General features: G+C 58.4%; 13 protein-coding genes. 6 read left to right on the top strand and 7 right to left on the bottom strand.

Annotated elements, in window-relative coordinates; all coding sequences use genetic code 11:
* Positions 1-33 precede the first annotated feature (33 nt).
* Positions 34-933 carry a lysine exporter LysO family protein gene (locus tag C1N56_RS12650; protein WP_394516729.1) on the bottom strand — a complete coding sequence of 300 codons (900 nt, stop codon included), beginning with the start codon at positions 931-933 and terminating at the stop codon, positions 34-36.
* 134 nt (positions 934-1,067) lie between these two features.
* Here C1N56_RS12650 and C1N56_RS12645 point away from each other — a divergent pair, with 134 nt between their 5' ends.
* On the top strand, positions 1,068-2,708 hold the full coding sequence (locus C1N56_RS12645) for a DUF2813 domain-containing protein (RefSeq protein ID WP_394516728.1): 1,641 nt from the start codon (positions 1,068-1,070) through the stop codon (positions 2,706-2,708).
* A gap of 90 nt (positions 2,709-2,798) precedes the next feature.
* Here the strand turns inward: C1N56_RS12645 and cspD are convergent, their stop codons facing one another.
* Positions 2,799-3,020, bottom strand: coding sequence for a cold shock-like protein CspD (gene cspD, locus C1N56_RS12640; RefSeq protein WP_058757774.1), 222 nt, complete (start codon positions 3,018-3,020; stop codon positions 2,799-2,801).
* 323 nt (positions 3,021-3,343) lie between these two features.
* Between cspD and clpS the strand changes: the two genes are divergently transcribed.
* Positions 3,344-3,664, top strand: a complete 321-nt coding sequence (clpS, locus tag C1N56_RS12635) for an ATP-dependent Clp protease adapter ClpS (RefSeq protein WP_021508363.1) — start codon at positions 3,344-3,346, stop codon at positions 3,662-3,664.
* Between the two features lie 55 nt (positions 3,665-3,719).
* Complete coding sequence (gene clpA, locus C1N56_RS12630; RefSeq protein WP_021508362.1) at positions 3,720-5,999, top strand: ATP-dependent Clp protease ATP-binding subunit ClpA; 2,280 nt, start codon at positions 3,720-3,722, stop codon at positions 5,997-5,999.
* A gap of 93 nt (positions 6,000-6,092) precedes the next feature.
* Here the strand turns inward: clpA and infA are convergent, their stop codons facing one another.
* The 5 genes from infA to trxB form a co-directional block, all read right to left on the bottom strand.
* Positions 6,093-6,311 carry a translation initiation factor IF-1 gene (infA, locus tag C1N56_RS12625; protein ID WP_002211347.1) on the bottom strand — a complete coding sequence of 73 codons (219 nt, stop codon included), beginning with the start codon at positions 6,309-6,311 and terminating at the stop codon, positions 6,093-6,095.
* 346 nt (positions 6,312-6,657) lie between these two features.
* A complete protein-coding gene (gene aat / locus C1N56_RS12620; protein ID WP_058780817.1) occupies positions 6,658-7,350 on the bottom strand; it encodes a leucyl/phenylalanyl-tRNA--protein transferase in 693 nt (230 codons plus the stop codon).
* Positions 7,351-7,382: 32 nt separating this feature from the next.
* Positions 7,383-9,113 (bottom strand): heme ABC transporter ATP-binding protein/permease CydC, encoded by a 1,731-nt coding sequence (cydC, locus tag C1N56_RS12615; RefSeq protein WP_394516727.1) that lies wholly within the window; start codon positions 9,111-9,113, stop codon positions 7,383-7,385.
* Entirely contained in the window at positions 9,113-10,885 is a 1,773-nt protein-coding gene (cydD, locus tag C1N56_RS12610; protein ID WP_104187001.1) for a heme ABC transporter permease/ATP-binding protein CydD, read from the bottom strand. The genes cydC and cydD overlap by 1 nt, the downstream gene beginning before the upstream one ends.
* Before the next feature lie 145 nt (positions 10,886-11,030).
* Positions 11,031-11,996: a thioredoxin-disulfide reductase gene (gene trxB, locus C1N56_RS12605; protein ID WP_021508358.1), complete on the bottom strand. Its 966-nt coding sequence runs from the start codon at positions 11,994-11,996 to the stop codon at positions 11,031-11,033.
* Between the two features lie 521 nt (positions 11,997-12,517).
* Here trxB and lrp point away from each other — a divergent pair.
* From lrp to lolA, 3 genes are all read left to right on the top strand, one after another.
* Positions 12,518-13,012 carry a leucine-responsive transcriptional regulator Lrp gene (lrp, locus tag C1N56_RS12600; protein WP_006118610.1) on the top strand — a complete coding sequence of 165 codons (495 nt, stop codon included), beginning with the start codon at positions 12,518-12,520 and terminating at the stop codon, positions 13,010-13,012.
* A 119-nt stretch (positions 13,013-13,131) separates the two neighbouring features.
* Positions 13,132-16,551, top strand: a complete 3,420-nt coding sequence (locus C1N56_RS12595) for a DNA translocase FtsK 4TM domain-containing protein (protein WP_264248816.1) — start codon at positions 13,132-13,134, stop codon at positions 16,549-16,551.
* 173 nt (positions 16,552-16,724) lie between these two features.
* Positions 16,725-17,336, top strand: a complete 612-nt coding sequence (gene lolA, locus C1N56_RS12590) for an outer membrane lipoprotein chaperone LolA (protein ID WP_150360628.1) — start codon at positions 16,725-16,727, stop codon at positions 17,334-17,336.

Here is a 17,336-nt window from a genome sequence, read left to right as displayed (position 1 = left end):
CAGCGCAGCGGGCGTGAAAAAATGCGCTGCGCGTCAGGCCGAAAACAGGGCGATGAGGATCGGCGCCAGCAGGTTCATGATAAAACCGTGCACGATGGCCGCAGGCACAATCTCCATTCCGCCGGCACGCTGCAGAATCGGCAGGGTGAAATCCATCGACGTGGCACCGCTTAGCCCGAGTGCCATACTGCGGTAGCGGTTGACCAGCACCGGAATCAGCAGCACCGCAGCCAGCTCGCGCAGCAGATCGTTAAAGAAGGCGGCGCTGCCGATCACCGGGCCGTACGCTTCGGTCATCAGAATGCCGGACAGCGAATACCAGCCGAAGCCGCTGGCCAGCGCCAGTCCGGTTGACAGCGAAACGCCGAGCAGCCACGCCGCCAGCACGCCGCCGCCCAGCGAGCCGCACAGGGATACCAGCGCTACCGTCATGCCACGTCGGTTCAGGGTGATCTGGCGCAGCGTCATGCCGCTGCCGCGCAGCTGCACGCCAACCAGGAACAGCAGCACGATGAGCGCGATTTCGCTGAGGGTCGATGCATGGCGCAGCGGCGCCCACTGGGTTAATCCCAGCAGGAAACCGGCCAGCACCGCCACGCACAGCTTGAGCGATTCCAGCACCATGTGCCAGCGCGATGGCAGATCCTGCTGACGATGCTGCTGACGCCACGGCCAGCGGCGATCCAGCAGCCACAGCGCCAGCAGTGAGCAGCTGAGAATGGCACCTGCAGCAATCAGCGCGGTTTTAAATACAATCAGCAAATTACTGCCGAGGTTGTCGAGAAAGGCGAGGCTGGTACCCATAAAAAACAGAATGGCGTAAATCAGCAAACTCAGCAGGCGGTTCACGCGCTTTAACAGCGCGGGCTGATGCCACGGTAGCAGATAGCCCACCATCAGTGGCACCAGGATGATAAGCAGTCCGGTATACATGAAAAATGACGTCCTTTTTTGCGAGACGCCACGCTAATGGAAAATGCCTGAAGTGTAAACCTTTTCTCCCGCTGCCGACTTGACCAACGCAGCGCGGCGGACCATGCTCTGGCAAAGCACGGAGGGACTGCGCGATGATTCTGGAACATATCGATATACACGGCTTTCGCGGCATTAACCGGTTGTCGCTGCCGCTGACCGACACCAACCTGCTGATTGGGGAAAACGCGTGGGGTAAATCCAGTTTGCTGGATGCGCTAACGCTGCTGCTGGCTCCGGCCGCTGAGCCCTATATGTTCACCGAACAGGACTTCCATTTCCCGCCCGGTGAGGTGGAGGCCCGGCGGCATAAGTTGCAGCTGGTGTTTCGCTTTCGCGCGCAGGGCGATGAGCATGAAGCGCTGTTTGCGCCGTTCTGGCAGCAGGATGACGCGGGGCGCTATCTGCGCTTCAGTACGCTGGCGACGCGCCAGGGCAGCGAAGTCAAAACCCGCTGGCGCTTTATTGACGCGCGTGGCGAGGTGCTGCCGCTGGCGGGCACCGACGTCGCGCTGGCGCAGTTGCGCGCGTACTATCCGGTGCTGCGCCTGCGTGATGCGCGTTTTGGCCGGCGGTCGCGCCATAGCGACAACGACACGCAGCGACGCGCTGATACGCTGAGCGCGCTGGCGCAGGAGATGCATAGCCTGACGCGCGATCTGGTGGCGCGGCCGCAAACCCTGAGCGACGAGCTGTTGCGCCAGGGATTACACACCATGCAGCAGCTGATGGCGCACTATTTTCTGGTACAGCAACCGGACACGGGCGCCGCGCGGGTTGCGCCGGAGCTGCGTGACGGCAGTCAGGGCTGGCGTTCGCTCGATCAGCTCAATCAGCTGATCGCCGGTACCGAATCGCGCAGTCGCCAGGTGATTCTGCTGCGCATGTTCTCGCTCCTGCTGCAGGCGCACGGCAGCGATGCGCTGCCCACAGGCGCGCGCCCCTTGCTGCTGGTGGAGGATCCGGAAACGCGGCTGCATCCCATCATGCTGTCGGTGGCGTGGAATCTGCTGGCGCTGATGCCGCTGCAAAAAATCGCCACCACTAACTCCGGTGAGCTGCTGTCACAGGTGGCGCTGGAGCAAATCTGCCGACTGGTGCGCGAACCCGATCGCGTGGCGGCGTGGCGTATCGGGCCGGAAGGATTAAGTGCCGAAGAGGCGCGCCGTATCGGCTTTCACATCCGCGTCAACCGTCCGTCGGCGCTGTTTGCCCGCTGCTGGTTGCTGGTTGAGGGTGAAACCGAAGTGTGGATCATCAATGAGCTGGCGCGGCAGCGCGGCTACCATTTTGCCGCGGAAGGCGTGAAAGTAATTGAGTTTGCGCAGTCCGGGCTTAAGCCGCTGCTGAAATATGCGCGCCGCATGGGCATTGCCTGGCACGTGCTGACTGACGGCGACGAGGCCGGAAAAAAATATGCCGCCACCGCGCGCAGCCAGCTACAGCCGCATGAGCAGGAGAGCGACCATCTCACGCAGTTCCCGGCGCCCGACATCGAACACTTCCTTTATAAGCAGGGCTTTAGTGATGTCTATCACCAGATGGCGCACCTGCCGTTAAACGTGCCGATGAACGCGCGGCGTATTATTACCAAAGCCATTCATCACAGCTCGAAGCCGGAACTGGCGATTGCGGTGGCGATGGCAGCGGCCGAACGCGGGCCGCAGGCGATTCCGCCGTTGCTCGATCAGCTGTTTGGCCACGTCATGTGGCTGGCGCGCGGTCGGGCAGAGTAAAACTGACGCGGGACGCCAAAGAAAAATGCCAGCGTCTGTGGCTGGCATTTTTTTTCGGGAGTGGTCAGAATGAGAGCAGACGCGCGCCCGTCAGGAGAGTGACGATGCTTCACAGGGCACAATCAGACTGGCATGGTTGCCTTTCGGCCCTTCATGGACATCGAACTGAACGTGCTGGCCCGCTTTCAGCGTTCTGTATCCCTCCATCTGAATCGTGGAGTAGTGTGCGAAGATATCGTCGCCGCCGCCAATCGGACAGATAAAGCCGAAGCCTTTGGCGTTGTTGAACCATTTAACAGTACCCGTCTCCATGCTTTTACTTCCCTCGCAAGACATTTTGATAAGTAGGTGAGGTCATTGAAGCTGTGAGTCGAGTTTGTTTAAAACTCAATCAGCTTGTGTAAGTAGAATGTAGAGAAACGGACCTTATCGTCAAGCAAACGGCCCTGGCGCACGGGGAGAAATTCATCAAAATTTGAGGCAGTTAACGCTATTGCAAATTTTGTGATACAGGTCGCGCATGCGCTTTCAGGACCGATTTTTGCCACAGGAAAAGCGGCTTGACAGGCGTGTTAAACTTGAGGTGAGAGCACAGAAATGTGCGCTACCGTAACGCAGAATTTCAACGGAACATTATGGCAAACACAAACGACTGGCTTAACTTTGAACATCTGGCCGAAGACAAAGTACGCGAAGGGTTAAAGCCGCCTTCAATGTATAAAGTCATTCTGAATAATGACGATTATACACCTATGGAATTTGTTATTGACGTTCTGCAAAAGTTCTTTTCTTATGATGTTGAACGTGCAACGCAACTGATGCTGAAAGTTCACTACCATGGAAAGGCAATCTGTGGTGTATTCACTGCAGAAGTGGCGGAGACCAAAGTCGCCCAGGTGAACAATTACGCGCGGGAAAATCAACATCCGTTGCTGTGTACGCTGGAAAAAGCCTGAAGCTGTCTCCATATAGGATTCAGTCCGTCAGAGCGATAATTGGGGGAGGTGCCAAATGCTCAATCAAGAACTGGAACTCAGTTTAAACATGGCTTTCGCCAGAGCGCGCGAGCACCGTCACGAGTTTATGACCGTCGAACATCTGTTGCTGGCGCTGCTCAGCAACCCGTCGGCCAGAGAGGCACTGGAAGCCTGTACGGTGGATATTGCGGCTCTGCGTCAGGAACTCGAAGCCTTCATCGAACAAACCACGCCGGTGCTGCCTGCCAGCGAAGAGGAGCGCGACACTCAGCCGACGCTCAGCTTCCAGCGTGTGCTGCAGCGTGCGGTCTTCCATGTCCAGTCATCCGGTCGCAGTGAAGTTTCCGGTGCGAACGTGCTGGTCGCCATTTTCAGCGAGCAGGAGTCGCAAGCGGCTTACCTGCTGCGCAAACACGAAGTAAGCCGCCTTGATGTGGTGAACTTCATCTCCCATGGTACGCGTAAAGACGAACCGGGCCAGCCGCAGAACAGCGCGGAAAATCCGGTTAACGAAGAGCAAGCAGGCGGGGAGGAACGTATGGAAAACTTCACCACCAATCTTAATCAGCTTGCTCGCGTCGGCGGAATTGACCCGCTGATCGGCCGCGATAAAGAGCTGGAACGGGCCATTCAGGTGCTGTGCCGTCGTCGTAAGAATAACCCGCTGCTGGTGGGCGAATCGGGCGTCGGTAAAACTGCGATTGCGGAAGGGCTCGCCTGGCGCATTGTGCAGGGCGACGTGCCGGAAGTGATGAAAGAGTGCACCATCTACTCGCTGGATATCGGTTCGCTGCTGGCCGGTACCAAATACCGCGGTGATTTTGAAAAACGTTTTAAAGCGCTGCTGAAACAGCTGGAACAGGATAACAACAGCATTCTGTTCATCGACGAGATCCACACCATTATCGGTGCCGGTGCGGCATCGGGCGGCCAGGTGGATGCGGCGAACCTGATCAAGCCGCTGCTTTCCAGCGGTAAAATCCGCGTGATGGGTTCCACGACCTATCAGGAGTTCAGCAATATCTTTGAGAAGGATCGTGCGCTGGCGCGCCGTTTCCAGAAAATTGATATCACTGAGCCATCGGTTGAAGAGACGGTACAAATTCTTAACGGGCTGAAGCCGAAGTACGAAGCGCATCACGATGTGCGCTACACCGCCAAAGCGGTACGTGCGGCGGTTGAGCTGGCGGTGAAATACATCAATGACCGTCATCTGCCGGACAAGGCGATTGACGTGATCGATGAAGCTGGCGCGCGTGCGCGTCTGGTGCCGGTCAGCAAGCGCAAGAAAACCGTCAACGTGTCGGACATCGAATCCGTGGTGGCGCGCATCGCGCGTATTCCGGAGCAGAGCGTTTCGGCCACCGATCGCGATACGCTGAAAAATCTCGGCGACCGTCTGAAAATGCTGGTATTTGGTCAGGACAACGCGATTGAAGCGTTGACTGAAGCCATCAAAATGAGCCGCGCGGGTCTGGGGCAGGAGCGTAAGCCAGTCGGATCGTTCCTGTTTGCGGGTCCGACCGGGGTCGGTAAAACCGAGGTCACCGTGCAGCTGGCGAAGGCGCTGGGCATTGAGCTGCTGCGCTTTGATATGTCCGAGTATATGGAGCGTCACACCGTCAGTCGTTTGATTGGTGCGCCTCCGGGCTACGTCGGCTTTGATCAGGGCGGTCTGCTGACTGACGCCGTCATCAAGCATCCGCACGCGGTGGTGCTGCTGGATGAGATCGAGAAAGCCCATCCGGATGTCTTCAACCTGCTGCTGCAGGTGATGGATAACGGAATGCTGACCGATAACAACGGCCGCAAAGCGGACTTCCGCAACGTGGTGCTGGTGATGACCACCAACGCCGGGGTGCGCGAGACCGAGCGTAAATCCATCGGCCTGATTCAGCAGGACAACAGCACCGACGCGATGGAAGAGATCAAAAAGATCTTTACGCCGGAGTTCCGTAACCGTCTCGACAACATTATCTGGTTCCGTCACCTCGATACTCAGGTGATCCATCAGGTGGTGGATAAATTTATTGTTGAGCTGCAGGCACAGCTGGATGCGAAAGGTGTGTCGCTGGAAGTCAGCGATGATGCGCGCGACTGGCTGGCCGAAAAAGGTTACGACAAAGCGATGGGCGCGCGTCCGATGGCGCGTACCGTGCAGGAAAACCTGAAGAAACCGCTGGCTAACGAGCTGCTGTTTGGCTCTCTGGTAGATGGCGGATCGGTATCGGTTGGACTGGATAAAGAGAAAAACCAGCTCACCTACCACTTCATGAGTGCGGAAAAACGTAAAACCGAGGGCACCGTGCATTAAGCGGGTGCGCAGATAAGAAAAAGGCCGGATTAAAATCCGGCCTTTTTTTTCGCGCTTAGTTTACATCAGCAAACGCGAGGCGAGTGCAACAACTTAGCGACTACGGAAGACAATGCGGCCTTTGCTCAGGTCGTACGGGGTCAACTCGACAGTCACTTTGTCGCCCGTCAGGATGCGGATGTAGTTTTTACGCATTTTACCGGAGATATGAGCGGTAACCACGTGCCCGTTTTCAAGCTCTACGCGGAACATGGTGTTAGGTAACGTATCCAGTACGGTACCTTGCATTTCAATATTGTCTTCTTTGGCCATCGAATCCTCTGGGTGAACTACCAAACTGTTGAACCGGCAAGATAATGCCGAATTCCATGATTTATGTAAAGAAACGTTGGCTGTTTTTGCCAACGCTTCGCCGTGCGTCGCGCCGCTGCGCGTGCATTACGGATAAATTCGGGTGTTTTTGACGTCTGCGGGGGATTAGCGGGCTAAGAATCTGCAGCAATCGGCATCGGGTGCGCAACTGAAACAGCTTCGGGAACAGGGTGAGATTCCCAGCCTGGCAATTCCGGCTCGCCACAGCGAAGCGCGGACGACATACCAAACTCGCTTATTGTATCACTTTTGTCGGGAATTGTGTGCAAAACATCTGCGGGGACAGTCAAAAAAGGGTTTGTGTTTGCCAGCAGCCAGCCTGCACCGGTTGCCAGGCCAGCGTTTGCACGTATTGCAGATAATCAACGCGCGGAATTTCAACTGCGCCCAGCGAGGCGGTATGCGGATTCAGCACCTGACAATCGATCAGCCGTCCCTGATGCGCAATAAAGTGCTGTGAGAAAACCCACAGCGCGGTTTTAGAGGCGTTTTCCGCCCGGCTGAACATCGACTCACCGCAAAAAATCTGTCCGAGCGCCAGGCCATACATGCCGCCAACCAGGCGTTGATCCTGCCAGACTTCAATTGAGTGCGCATGGCCCAGCTCATACAGGCGCAGCCAGGCGCGTTTCACTTCAAAGGTGATCCAGGTGCCTTCCTGACGCCCGCTGGCGCAACCTTCCACCACCTGAGCAAAGGCGTGATTCATGGTGACGCGATAGGGCGAACGGCGATGGAAGCGCGCCATGCTGTGGCTGAGATGAAACGACTCCGGCAGCAGGACCGCGCGTGGATCTGGCGACCACCATAAAATCGGATCGCCGGGCGAAAACCACGGAAAAATACCGCGCTGATAGGCATTCATCAGGCGGGCAGGGGAGAGATCGCCGCCCATGGCCAGCAGGCCGTTTGGCTCACGCAGCGCCATCTCCGGCGGCGGGAAATTGAGCGAATCCCGGGAAAGTTGTACCAGTCTCATGGCGTCGGTCACCCTCAGGCTAAACGCATAGACTATAGCGCAAAGCGCTGCTGGAAACGCCAGTAGCGTCCCGCTTTTGAGATTAATTCGTCATGGCTGCCGGATTCGATAATCTGCCCACCGTCAAGCACACAGATGCGATCCATTTTTTCCAGTCCGCTCAGGCGATGCGTCACCATGATCAGCGTTTTTCCCTGGCTAACCTGCTGTAGCAACGTGAGAATCTGCTGCTCGGTCGCAGCATCCAGACCTTCGGTCGGCTCATCCAGCAGCCACAGATCGCCATCGTGCAGCAGCGCACGGGCAATCGCCAGCCGGCGCAGTTCACCGCCAGACAGCGGCCGGCCACCTTCACCCATCCACGCATTCAGTCCTTCATTGTGCTGCGTCAGATGCGCCAGCCCAACCCGCTGCAATACGTCAATCAGCTGGGCATCGCTGGCCTGTGGTGCTGCCAGCAGCAGGTTAGCGCGCAGCGTCTGGCTGAACAGATGGACGCGCTGCGTGACAACGCTGATGCGTTGACGCAGGCTGGCTTCGTCCCACGCCGCCAGATCAATCCCGTTCAGGCGAATCGTGCCGCGCTGCGCTTCCCAGCCGCGCGTGATCAGCGCCAGCAGGCTGGATTTTCCGCAGCCGGTCGGGCCCAGCAGCGCCAGATGTTCACCGGCTGCTAACGTCAGGGAGAAATTGTGCAGCACCGCTTCTGGCCGCTGCGGATAGCTGAAATCGATCTGTTCCAGCGTCAGGCTGAGGCCGCGCGGCGTCGCAACCGGTTGTGTCGGGAAGTGAATGGCTGGCGGTTGATCGATGATCTCCTGCACGCGCTGCGCCGCGTGCGTCACCTGCGCCAGTGGCAGAAATGCGCCGGCCACCGGTGCCAGCGCTTCAAACGCGGCCAGCGCGCAAAACACAAACAGGGCAATCAGTGCACCCGGCGTGCTATTGGCGCCGACGCCGCTGGCGGCCAGCCACAGCAGCAGCGTAACGGTACTGCCGGCGATCAACGTAAGCAGGCTCTGCGCCAGCGCCTGCAGCCGGTGTTGCTGCTGCTGCGCCTGTTGCCACGCACGTTCTTCCTGATCCAGCCGCTGTCGCCACAGCGCCGCCGCGCCGTAAATCTGCAGCTCGGCCAGTCCACTGAACCAGTGCGTCAGTTGCAGGCGCCAGCAAGCCTGGTAACGGGCAATATGCGCGCCGGTGCGCGCGCCGAGTCGCCAGAACAGCGGGGGCATCAGCAGCAGCGTCAGCAACATAATCGCCCCGAGCAGCAGCGCCAGTCGCATATCGAGTAGCGCCAGGCCACAGGTCACCACCACAACCACCACCGCCGCACCCAGCAGTGGAGAAATAACGCGTAAATAGAGATGGTCGAGAGTATCGACATCGCTGACAAAGCGGTTCAGCAGTTCGCCGTGACGAAAGCGCGCCAGCTGCGCCGGTGCCAGCGCCATCAGCCGGCTGAAGGTAAAGACGCGCAGGTGTTGCAGCACGCGGAAAGTGGCGTCGTGGCTGACCAGCCGTTCAAAATAGCGCGCGGCGGTGCGGGTGATTGCCGCGCCACGCACGCCGGCTGCGGGCAGCATGTAATTGAAGCTGTACAGACCGGCGACGCCAGCCAGCGAGGAGGCAGCAAGAAACCAGCCGGACAGCGTCAGCAAGCCGATGCTGGCGAGCAGCGTGACAATCGCCAGCACCACGCCAAGACCTAATCGCCACGGATGGCGGCGATACAGGCGCAGGAAAGGCAGTAACGTGCGCATCAGGCAATCTCCTTCTGACGATGCTGCGCCAGCTCGCGCAGCGGGCCGGCTTCTGCGATCAGCTGTTGCCAGTGGCCCTGCTGCACCAGTTGTCCGGCCTGCATCACCCACACTTCATCCCACTGGTCGAGAGCGTGCAGCTGATGGGTAATCATTAACGTAGTTTGCTGCTGTGCGGCCTGCTGTAGTGCGCCCATCACGTGCTGCTCGCTCTGGCTGTCGAGCCCGGATCCCGGTTCGTCCAGCAGCAGCAGGCGAGCCGGTTTCAGCAGCGCCCGCGCAACGGCGATGCGCTGTGCCTGCCCAACGGACAGGCCGATGCCGCCATCGCCAACTGGCGTATCCAGCCCCTGCGGCAGACGCGATAAAAATTCGCTGACGCCAGCGCGCTGCAGCACGGCGGTCAGCGTGGCCTCGTCCACCGGCGTGTCAGTGAGCTGGAGATTGTCACGCAGCGTCGCCGCCGGCAGCTGCGGATTTTGTCCTACCCAGGCCAGCTGCTGCTGCCAGCTGCTGCGGCTGATGTCGCGCAGTTCCTGGCCGTTAATGCACAGTGAACCCTGATAGGGCAGAAAACCGAGCAGGACATTCATCAGCGCACTTTTTCCGGCCCCGCTTTGTCCGACCAGCGCCACGCGCTGACCGGGAGTAAGGCTGAAATTCAGCGGCTGTGACAGCGCCTCGCCGTTGGCGGTCATGATCACCAGATCCTGCGCCCGTAGGGAGAGTGGCGCGTCAGCATCCAGCGTCTGCGTGGCCGCCTGCGGCGCGCGCTGGGGCGTTTCGCGCAGGAAGGTATCCAGCGCGTCTGCGCCGCCCACCGCCTGCGCTTTGGCATGGTAAAAGGTGCCAAGATCGCGCAGCGGCTGGAAAAATTCGGGGGCAAGAATCAGCGCGAGGAAACCGGCGAACAGCGTCACGCCGGTGTCGTAGTGGCCAAAATTGAGTTCACCCAGGTACGAGAAGCCGAAATAGACCGCGACCACGGCAATCGCCAGCGAGGCGAAAAACTCCAGCACCGCAGAGGAGAGAAAGGCGAGGCGCAGCACTTCCATGGTGCGCTGACGAAAATCCTGCGTAGTGGCGGCAATCGCCTGCTGCTCAGCGTCCGCGCGGTGAAACAGGCGCAGCGTTTCGCGTCCGCGCAGCCGGTCATAGAAATCGCCGCTCAGACGCGCCAGCGCGAGAAAATTACGCCGATTGGCATCGGCCGCTCCCATGCCGACCAGCGCCATAAACAGCGGAATCAGCGGTGCGGTCGCCAGCAGAATCAGTCCGGCGGCCCAGTTAATCGGGAAAATGGCGATCAGGATGGCGCAGGGCACAAAAACCGCCAGCGACATCTGCGGCAGATAGCGCGCGTAATATTCCTGCATCTCTTCGATCTGTTCCAGCAGCAGCGTCGCCCAGCTCCCGGCCGGTTTGCCCTGAATCCAGGCCGGACCGAGCGCGTTCAGCCGGTCCAGCACCTGTTGCCGCAGCGCACGGCGAATCGCCACGCCGGCCCTGAAGCCGGCCATCTCACGACCGTAGTGCAGCGCGGCGCGCAGTGCGAAGCACAGCAGTAGTAACAGGAAATCACTCACCAGTTCAGCGCGGGGTTGCTGTTCCACCAGCAGTTTTTGCAGCAGGGAGGCCAGTAGCCAGGCCTGGGCGATGAGAATTAACGCCGCAGCAAAACCTGCCAGCGAGGCCAGTCGCAGGCTGCGTGCGCCATGATGACGTTGCTGGCGTAACCAGCGCAGCAGTTCGTGTTGCCGTGATTTGTTCATGCGAAGCCGTTTGATCACCGTGACGAGAGGCAAAATCCGACGCTAAATGCCGGACAGACGGGTGGCAGAACTGTAGCACGCAGGCGATAAAAAAGGCGACCAAAAGTGGCCGCCTCAGTGCAATTATGATCAGATAATTAACAACTTACTTATCGTTTTTAACCAGACCATCCAGATAACGTTCCGCATCCAGCGCGGCCATACAGCCGGTACCGGCAGAGGTAATGGCCTGACGATAGATGTGGTCCATCACGTCACCGGCAGCGAACACGCCCGGCACGCTGGTCTGCGTCGCGTTGCCCTGCAGGCCGGACTGCACTTTGATATAGCCGTTTTCCAGATCCAGCTGCCCATCAAAAATCGCCGTGTTCGGACTATGACCGATGGCGACAAACAGGCCCGCCACTTCCAGCGAGACCGGGGCTTCACCTTTGGTTGACGAAAGTTTCAACCCGGTGACACCCATCTGATCGCCTACCACCTCGTCCAGCGCGCGGTCAGTGTGCAGCACGATGTTGCCGTTACGCACTTTCTCCATCAGGCGGTCAATCAGGATTTTCTCAGCGCGGAAGCTGTCACGACGGTGAATCAGGTGCACTTCGGAAGCGATGTTGGCCAGATAGAGCGCCTCTTCAACGGCCGTGTTACCGCCGCCAATAACCGCGACTTTTTGGTTACGATAGAAGAAACCATCACAGGTGGCGCAGGCCGAAACCCCTTTGCCTTTGAATGCCTCTTCTGACGGCAGGCCAAGGTAGCGCGCTGAAGCACCGGTCGCGATGATCAGCGCATCCGCCGTGTATTCGCCGCTGTCGCCGGTCAGGCGGAACGGACGGTTCTGCAAATCAACCGTGTGAATATGGTCAAAGATGATTTCGGTGTTGAACTTCTCAGCATGCTCCTGCATGCGTTCCATCAGCGCAGGGCCGGTCAGATCGTGCGGGTCGCCCGGCCAGTTTTCGACTTCAGTCGTGGTGGTGAGCTGGCCGCCTTTTTCCAGTCCGGTAATCAATACCGGGTTCAGGTTAGCGCGGGCGGCATAAACCGCTGCGGTGTAACCGGCAGGGCCGGAGCCCAGAATGAGCAGCTTACTGTGTTTGGCCGTACTCATGCGTTCCTCAGTGTGTGTCTGACAACATAGTTTTCGATTGTAGGGAAATTACGGTCGCAAAAAAAGGTTTCAGCAATTTTGTTAACAATCACTGCAAGCGGCGTAGACGATGAATGGCAATTCTGCACGCGCGCTGCGCCAAAAGGGGGCATTGCTCGGCAATTTGTGGTGCAGCTGTATAAAAATTCTCATTTAAAAACAGCAACCCAGTACGCTGTCTGGCATCTTGTACTGAATTTGGATGTTTTACTTTGACAATCGCCTGCGCTTTTGCGAAAACATTGTCAGAAGCAGAGAAAATTTAGCGGTTCGAAACAGAATTTCAGCTCTGTTTTGCGCAATTTCGCCAAATAAACTCAGCCTGACATTGGTAATGACGCATGATGTGGACAGACAGCATGCGTCATACGGATGGTCGCGTTACTGCACAGGCTTAAAGACTTCACTTCAGTAAGGCCCTGAACATTGAACGTTTTCAGGGTTTGGCAGGTAAAGGGAAGGAATTAAGAGAGACAATAATAATGGTAGACAACAAGAAACGCCCCGGAAAAGATCTGGATCGGATCGACAGAAATATTCTGAATGAACTGCAGAAAGACGGTCGTATTTCCAACGTTGAGCTTTCAAAACGTGTCGGCCTCTCGCCAACACCTTGTCTTGAACGCGTACGTCGCCTGGAACGTCAGGGTTTCATTCTGGGCTACACCGCGCAGCTGAACCCGCACTATCTCGATGCTTCACTGCTGGTATTCGTTGAGATTACTCTGAATCGCGGCGCGCCAGATGTGTTTGAACAATTTAACGCCGCTGTACAAAAACTTGAGGAAACTCAAGAATGTCACCTCGTTTCCGGTGACTTTGACTACCTGTTGAAAACCCGCGTGCCGGATATGTCCGCCTACCGTAAACTACTGGGTGAGACCTTGCTGCGCCTGCCGGGCGTCAACGACACCCGTACCTACGTGGTGATGGAAGAGGTCAAACAGAGCAATCGTCTGGTGATTAAGACCCGGTAACGCAGGGCAGGTGCAAAGCTTGCAGGATTTCGGTACACTCCTGTGAATTCATACAGGACCAGCGTCAGGCAAGCCTGGCGCTGTTGCCTTCTTAATTTACAGGCACCTGGAGAGTTCTCTTGAGCCAGGAATATACAGAAGACAAAGACGTTTCATTACAACCACTGAGCAGCGGACGTCGGCTGCTGGAAGCGTTGCTCATCCTGGTGGCCTTGTTTGCCATCTATCTGATGGTGTCGCTGGTTAGCTTTAATCCCTCCGATCCCAGCTGGTCACAAACCGCCTGGCACGAGCCGATCCACAATCTGGGCGGCAGCGTGGGCGCATGGCTGGCTGATACCCTGCTGTTTATTTTTGGTGTGATGGCCTACGCCATTCCGCCAGTGATTATTGGTCTGTGCTGGATCACCTTCCGTCAGCGCGATCGCCAGGATTACATCGACTATTTTGCGGTGGGCCTGCGGCTGATTGGCGTGCTGGCGCTGGTGGTGACCACCTGCGGACTGGCTGCGCTGAACGTGGACGATATCTGGTATTTTGCCTCCGGCGGCGTAATTGGCAGCCTGGTGAGCAATGCGATGGCGCCGTGGTTCAGCGGTGCCGGTGGCACGCTGACGCTGCTGTGCGTCTGGGCGGCGGGTATCACGCTTTATACCGGCTGGTCCTGGCTGGCGATTGCCGAGAAGATCGGCAGCGTGGTGATGGGCGTGCTGACCTTTGCCAGCAACCGCTCGCGCCATGATGAACCCTGGCAGGAAGAAGACGACTACGACGAGGCGCACCCCGACGAAGCGGTTCCGCCACTGCGCGCTGCGCCGGCTCAGGACGACGAAGATGACGTACTGCTGGCTAAGCCCCGACAGGTAGCGGAACCTGTGGCTGAAGTCGCCAGCGACGATCCCCTGCTGGCGAAAGCCAGTGCGGCTACCGCGGCTGCGCTGGCCGCCACCAGTGACGCCGCACGTCAGGCGCCGGCCGTCGCTGCGCCTGAGCCATCCGCACCGGCGGTAAACGTAGCTCCACAACCTGCGCCGTCACAGCTGGCTGCGGCTGTCCCGGCATCGGCAGCCGTTGCCAGTGCGCCTGCGGCGCCAGCTATTCCGCCAGCAGAACCCACGCCAGCTGCTCCCCCGTTATATCGCTTCGAAGTGCCTGCGTCACCGGCCGCCGACGCCTTCTCGCTTGCTGAAGAAGACGATGGCCCGCGCATGGGTAACTGGCAGAGTGCCGATCAGGCCGCCACACCGCTGAATACGGCAGCCGCTGCCGCACTCGGTTCAGCGACGGCCGCCGCTGCTGCCCGCTCTGCGGCTTACACGCCAGCCTTTGATGTGGTGCCGGAGCGCGATTACAACCCGCAGGTGAAACAGGGCATCGGCCCGGAACTGCCGCGTCCTAACAAGGTTAAGCTGCCAACCCGGCGTGAGCTGGCCTCATACGGTATCAAACTGCCATCGCAACGCATGGCAGAAGAGAAGGCCCGTGAAGAGGCCGACCAGCAGCAGCCAGAAATCAGCGCCAGCTGGCAAGTGCCACAGCCGCACGATGATGATAACGCTGCGCTGCAGGAAGCCCAGTTGCGCGAAGCGTTCCATTCGCAGCAGCAGCAGCGGTACGGCGACAGCTGGCAGCAGCAGCCGGCAGAGGAAGAAGATGAAGAGGCGCTGCAGCAGGCCCAGCTGGCGCAGCAGTTTGCTCAGCAGCAGCAACAGCGTTACAGCCAGCCTGAGCAGGAGAGCGCGGCGGTATTTAATCTGGATACCTCAGCCGCGTTTGATTTCTCTCCGATGAAAGATCTGGTTGATGACACGCCGAGCGAACCGCTGTTTACCATTGCCGCCACGCCAGAGCCGGACGCTCCGGCCCAGTGGCAGCAGCCAGCGGCACCTGAGCCGGCGGTACCCGCATCGCTGAGTGAGGAAACCAGCCCGTGGTCAACGCCAGACGACGAGGTTTACGCCGCGCCGGCTGAAACGCCGAAGCCTGTCGCCCCTGCGCAGGACAGCCTGTTCCACCCCTTCCTGGTACGTCACGAACAGCCGCTGGAGAAACCTTCCACGCCGCTGCCGACGCTGGATCTGCTGACGTCGCCGCCGGCGGAAGAGGAGCCGGTGGATATGTTCGCACTGGAACAGACCGCGCGTCTGGTTGAAGCGCGTCTGGCGGATTACCGCGTGAAAGCCGAAGTGGTGGGTATCTCTCCGGGGCCGGTAATCACCCGCTTTGAGCTGGATCTGGCGCCGGGCGTCAAGGCGGCACGTATTTCTAACCTGTCGCGTGACCTGGCACGTTCGCTCTCTGCCGTTGCGGTGCGTGTGGTTGAGGTGATTCCGGGCAAGCCTTATGTCGGCCTCGAACTCCCCAATAAACATCGTCAGACCGTCTATCTGCGTGAGGTGCTGGACTGCGATAAGTTCCGCGACAACCCTTCGCCGCTGTCGGTGGTGCTGGGTAAAGATATTTCTGGTCAGCCCGTGGTGGCCGATCTGGCGAAGATGCCGCACCTGCTGGTGGCCGGTACCACCGGTTCCGGTAAGTCGGTTGGCGTCAACACCATGATCATCAGCATGCTGTATAAAGCCACGCCGGAAGAAGTGCGCTTTATCATGATCGACCCGAAAATGCTCGAGCTGTCAGTGTATGAGGGCATTCCCCATCTGCTGACGGAAGTGGTCACCGACATGAAAGACGCGGCCAACGCGCTGCGCTGGAGTGTGGTCGAAATGGAGCGCCGCTATAAGCTGATGTCTGCGCTGGGCGTGCGTAATCTGGCTGGCTATAACGAGAAGATCGAGCAGGCGGCCGCTATGGGCCGGCCAATTCCGGACCCGTTCTGGAAACCGGGCGACAGCATGGACACCACCCCGCCGGTGCTGGAAAAACTGCCGTACATTGTGGTGTTGGTTGATGAGTTCGCTGACCTGATGATGGCGGTGGGCAAGAAGGTCGAAGAGCTAATCGCGCGCCTGGCACAGAAAGCCCGTGCGGCAGGTATTCACCTGGTGCTGGCTACCCAGCGTCCGTCGGTGGATGTGATTACCGGCCTGATTAAAGCCAACATTCCGACGCGTATCGCCTTTACCGTATCCAGTAAAATTGACTCGCGTACCATTCTCGATCAGGGCGGTGCGGAATCCCTGCTGGGTATGGGTGACATGCTTTACATGCCACCTAACTCCTCCATGCCGGTACGTGTTCACGGCGCCTTTGTGCGTGACCAGGAAGTGCATGCAGTCGTGCAGGACTGGAAAGCGCGTGGGCGACCGCAGTACATCGACAGCATTACCGCCGGTGAAGAGAGTGAAAGCGGTGCTGGCGGCCTAGACGGCGATGAAGAGCTGGATCCGCTGTTTGACCAGGCGGTGGCGTTCGTGGTGGAGAAACGCCGCGCGTCGATCTCCGGCGTGCAGCGCCAGTTCCGTATTGGCTACAACCGCGCGGCGCGGATTATCGAACAGATGGAGGCGCAGGGCATTGTCTCGGAGCCAGGCCACAACGGTAACCGTGAAGTGCTGTCACCGCCACCTCACGAAATGTAAGACTTTTCTCCGCAGTGTTATGCCGGGCCAGTGTAAACTGGCCCGTTGTTTATCTGTGGTCCGATCCCCATATCATTGGGAGCTTTCGGCTTTTTCTCCTGTCGAACTGACGGAGCGGCGACTACGGTTAATGCAGTAAGTGTCAGGAAACCATGAATAAGGAATCGTATCAGATGAAATTTCGCGTTATTGCCTGTGGCCTGCTGGCCGGTTTTGTTGCTTCTTCTGCCCTGGCGGATGCTTCCAGCGATCTGCAGCAGCGCCTTAATAAAGTGAACAGCTTCCATGCCAGCTTCAGTCAGAAGGTGACTGACGGTAGCGGCGCAAATGTGCAGGACGGCGAAGGCGAACTGTGGGTAAAACGTCCGAGCCTGTTTAACTGGCACATGACTGCACCGGACGAAAGCGTGATTATCTCCGACGGTAAAAATCTGTGGTTCTATAATCCTTTTGTGGAACAGGCGAGCGTAAGCCTGCTGCAGAATGCCACCAGCAACACGCCGTTTATGCTGATTGCGCGTAACCAGCCCTCTGACTGGCAGCAGTACAACATTAAGCAGCAGGGTGATAATTTTGAGCTGACGCCTAAAAGCAGCGATGGCAACCTGAAACAGTTCACCATCAATGTCACTTCCGCAGGCACCATCAATCAGTTCAGCGCGATCGAGCAGGATGGACAGCGCAGCAACTATCAGCTGAAGAGCCAGAAAAACGGCGCTATCAGCCCGGATAAATTCACCTTTACGCCGCCAAAAGGGGTAACGGTGGACGATCAACGTCAGTGA

The sequence above is a fragment of the Pantoea sp. SGAir0175 genome (assembly GCF_043547855.1).
This window is presented reverse-complemented; position numbering and strand designations above follow the sequence as displayed.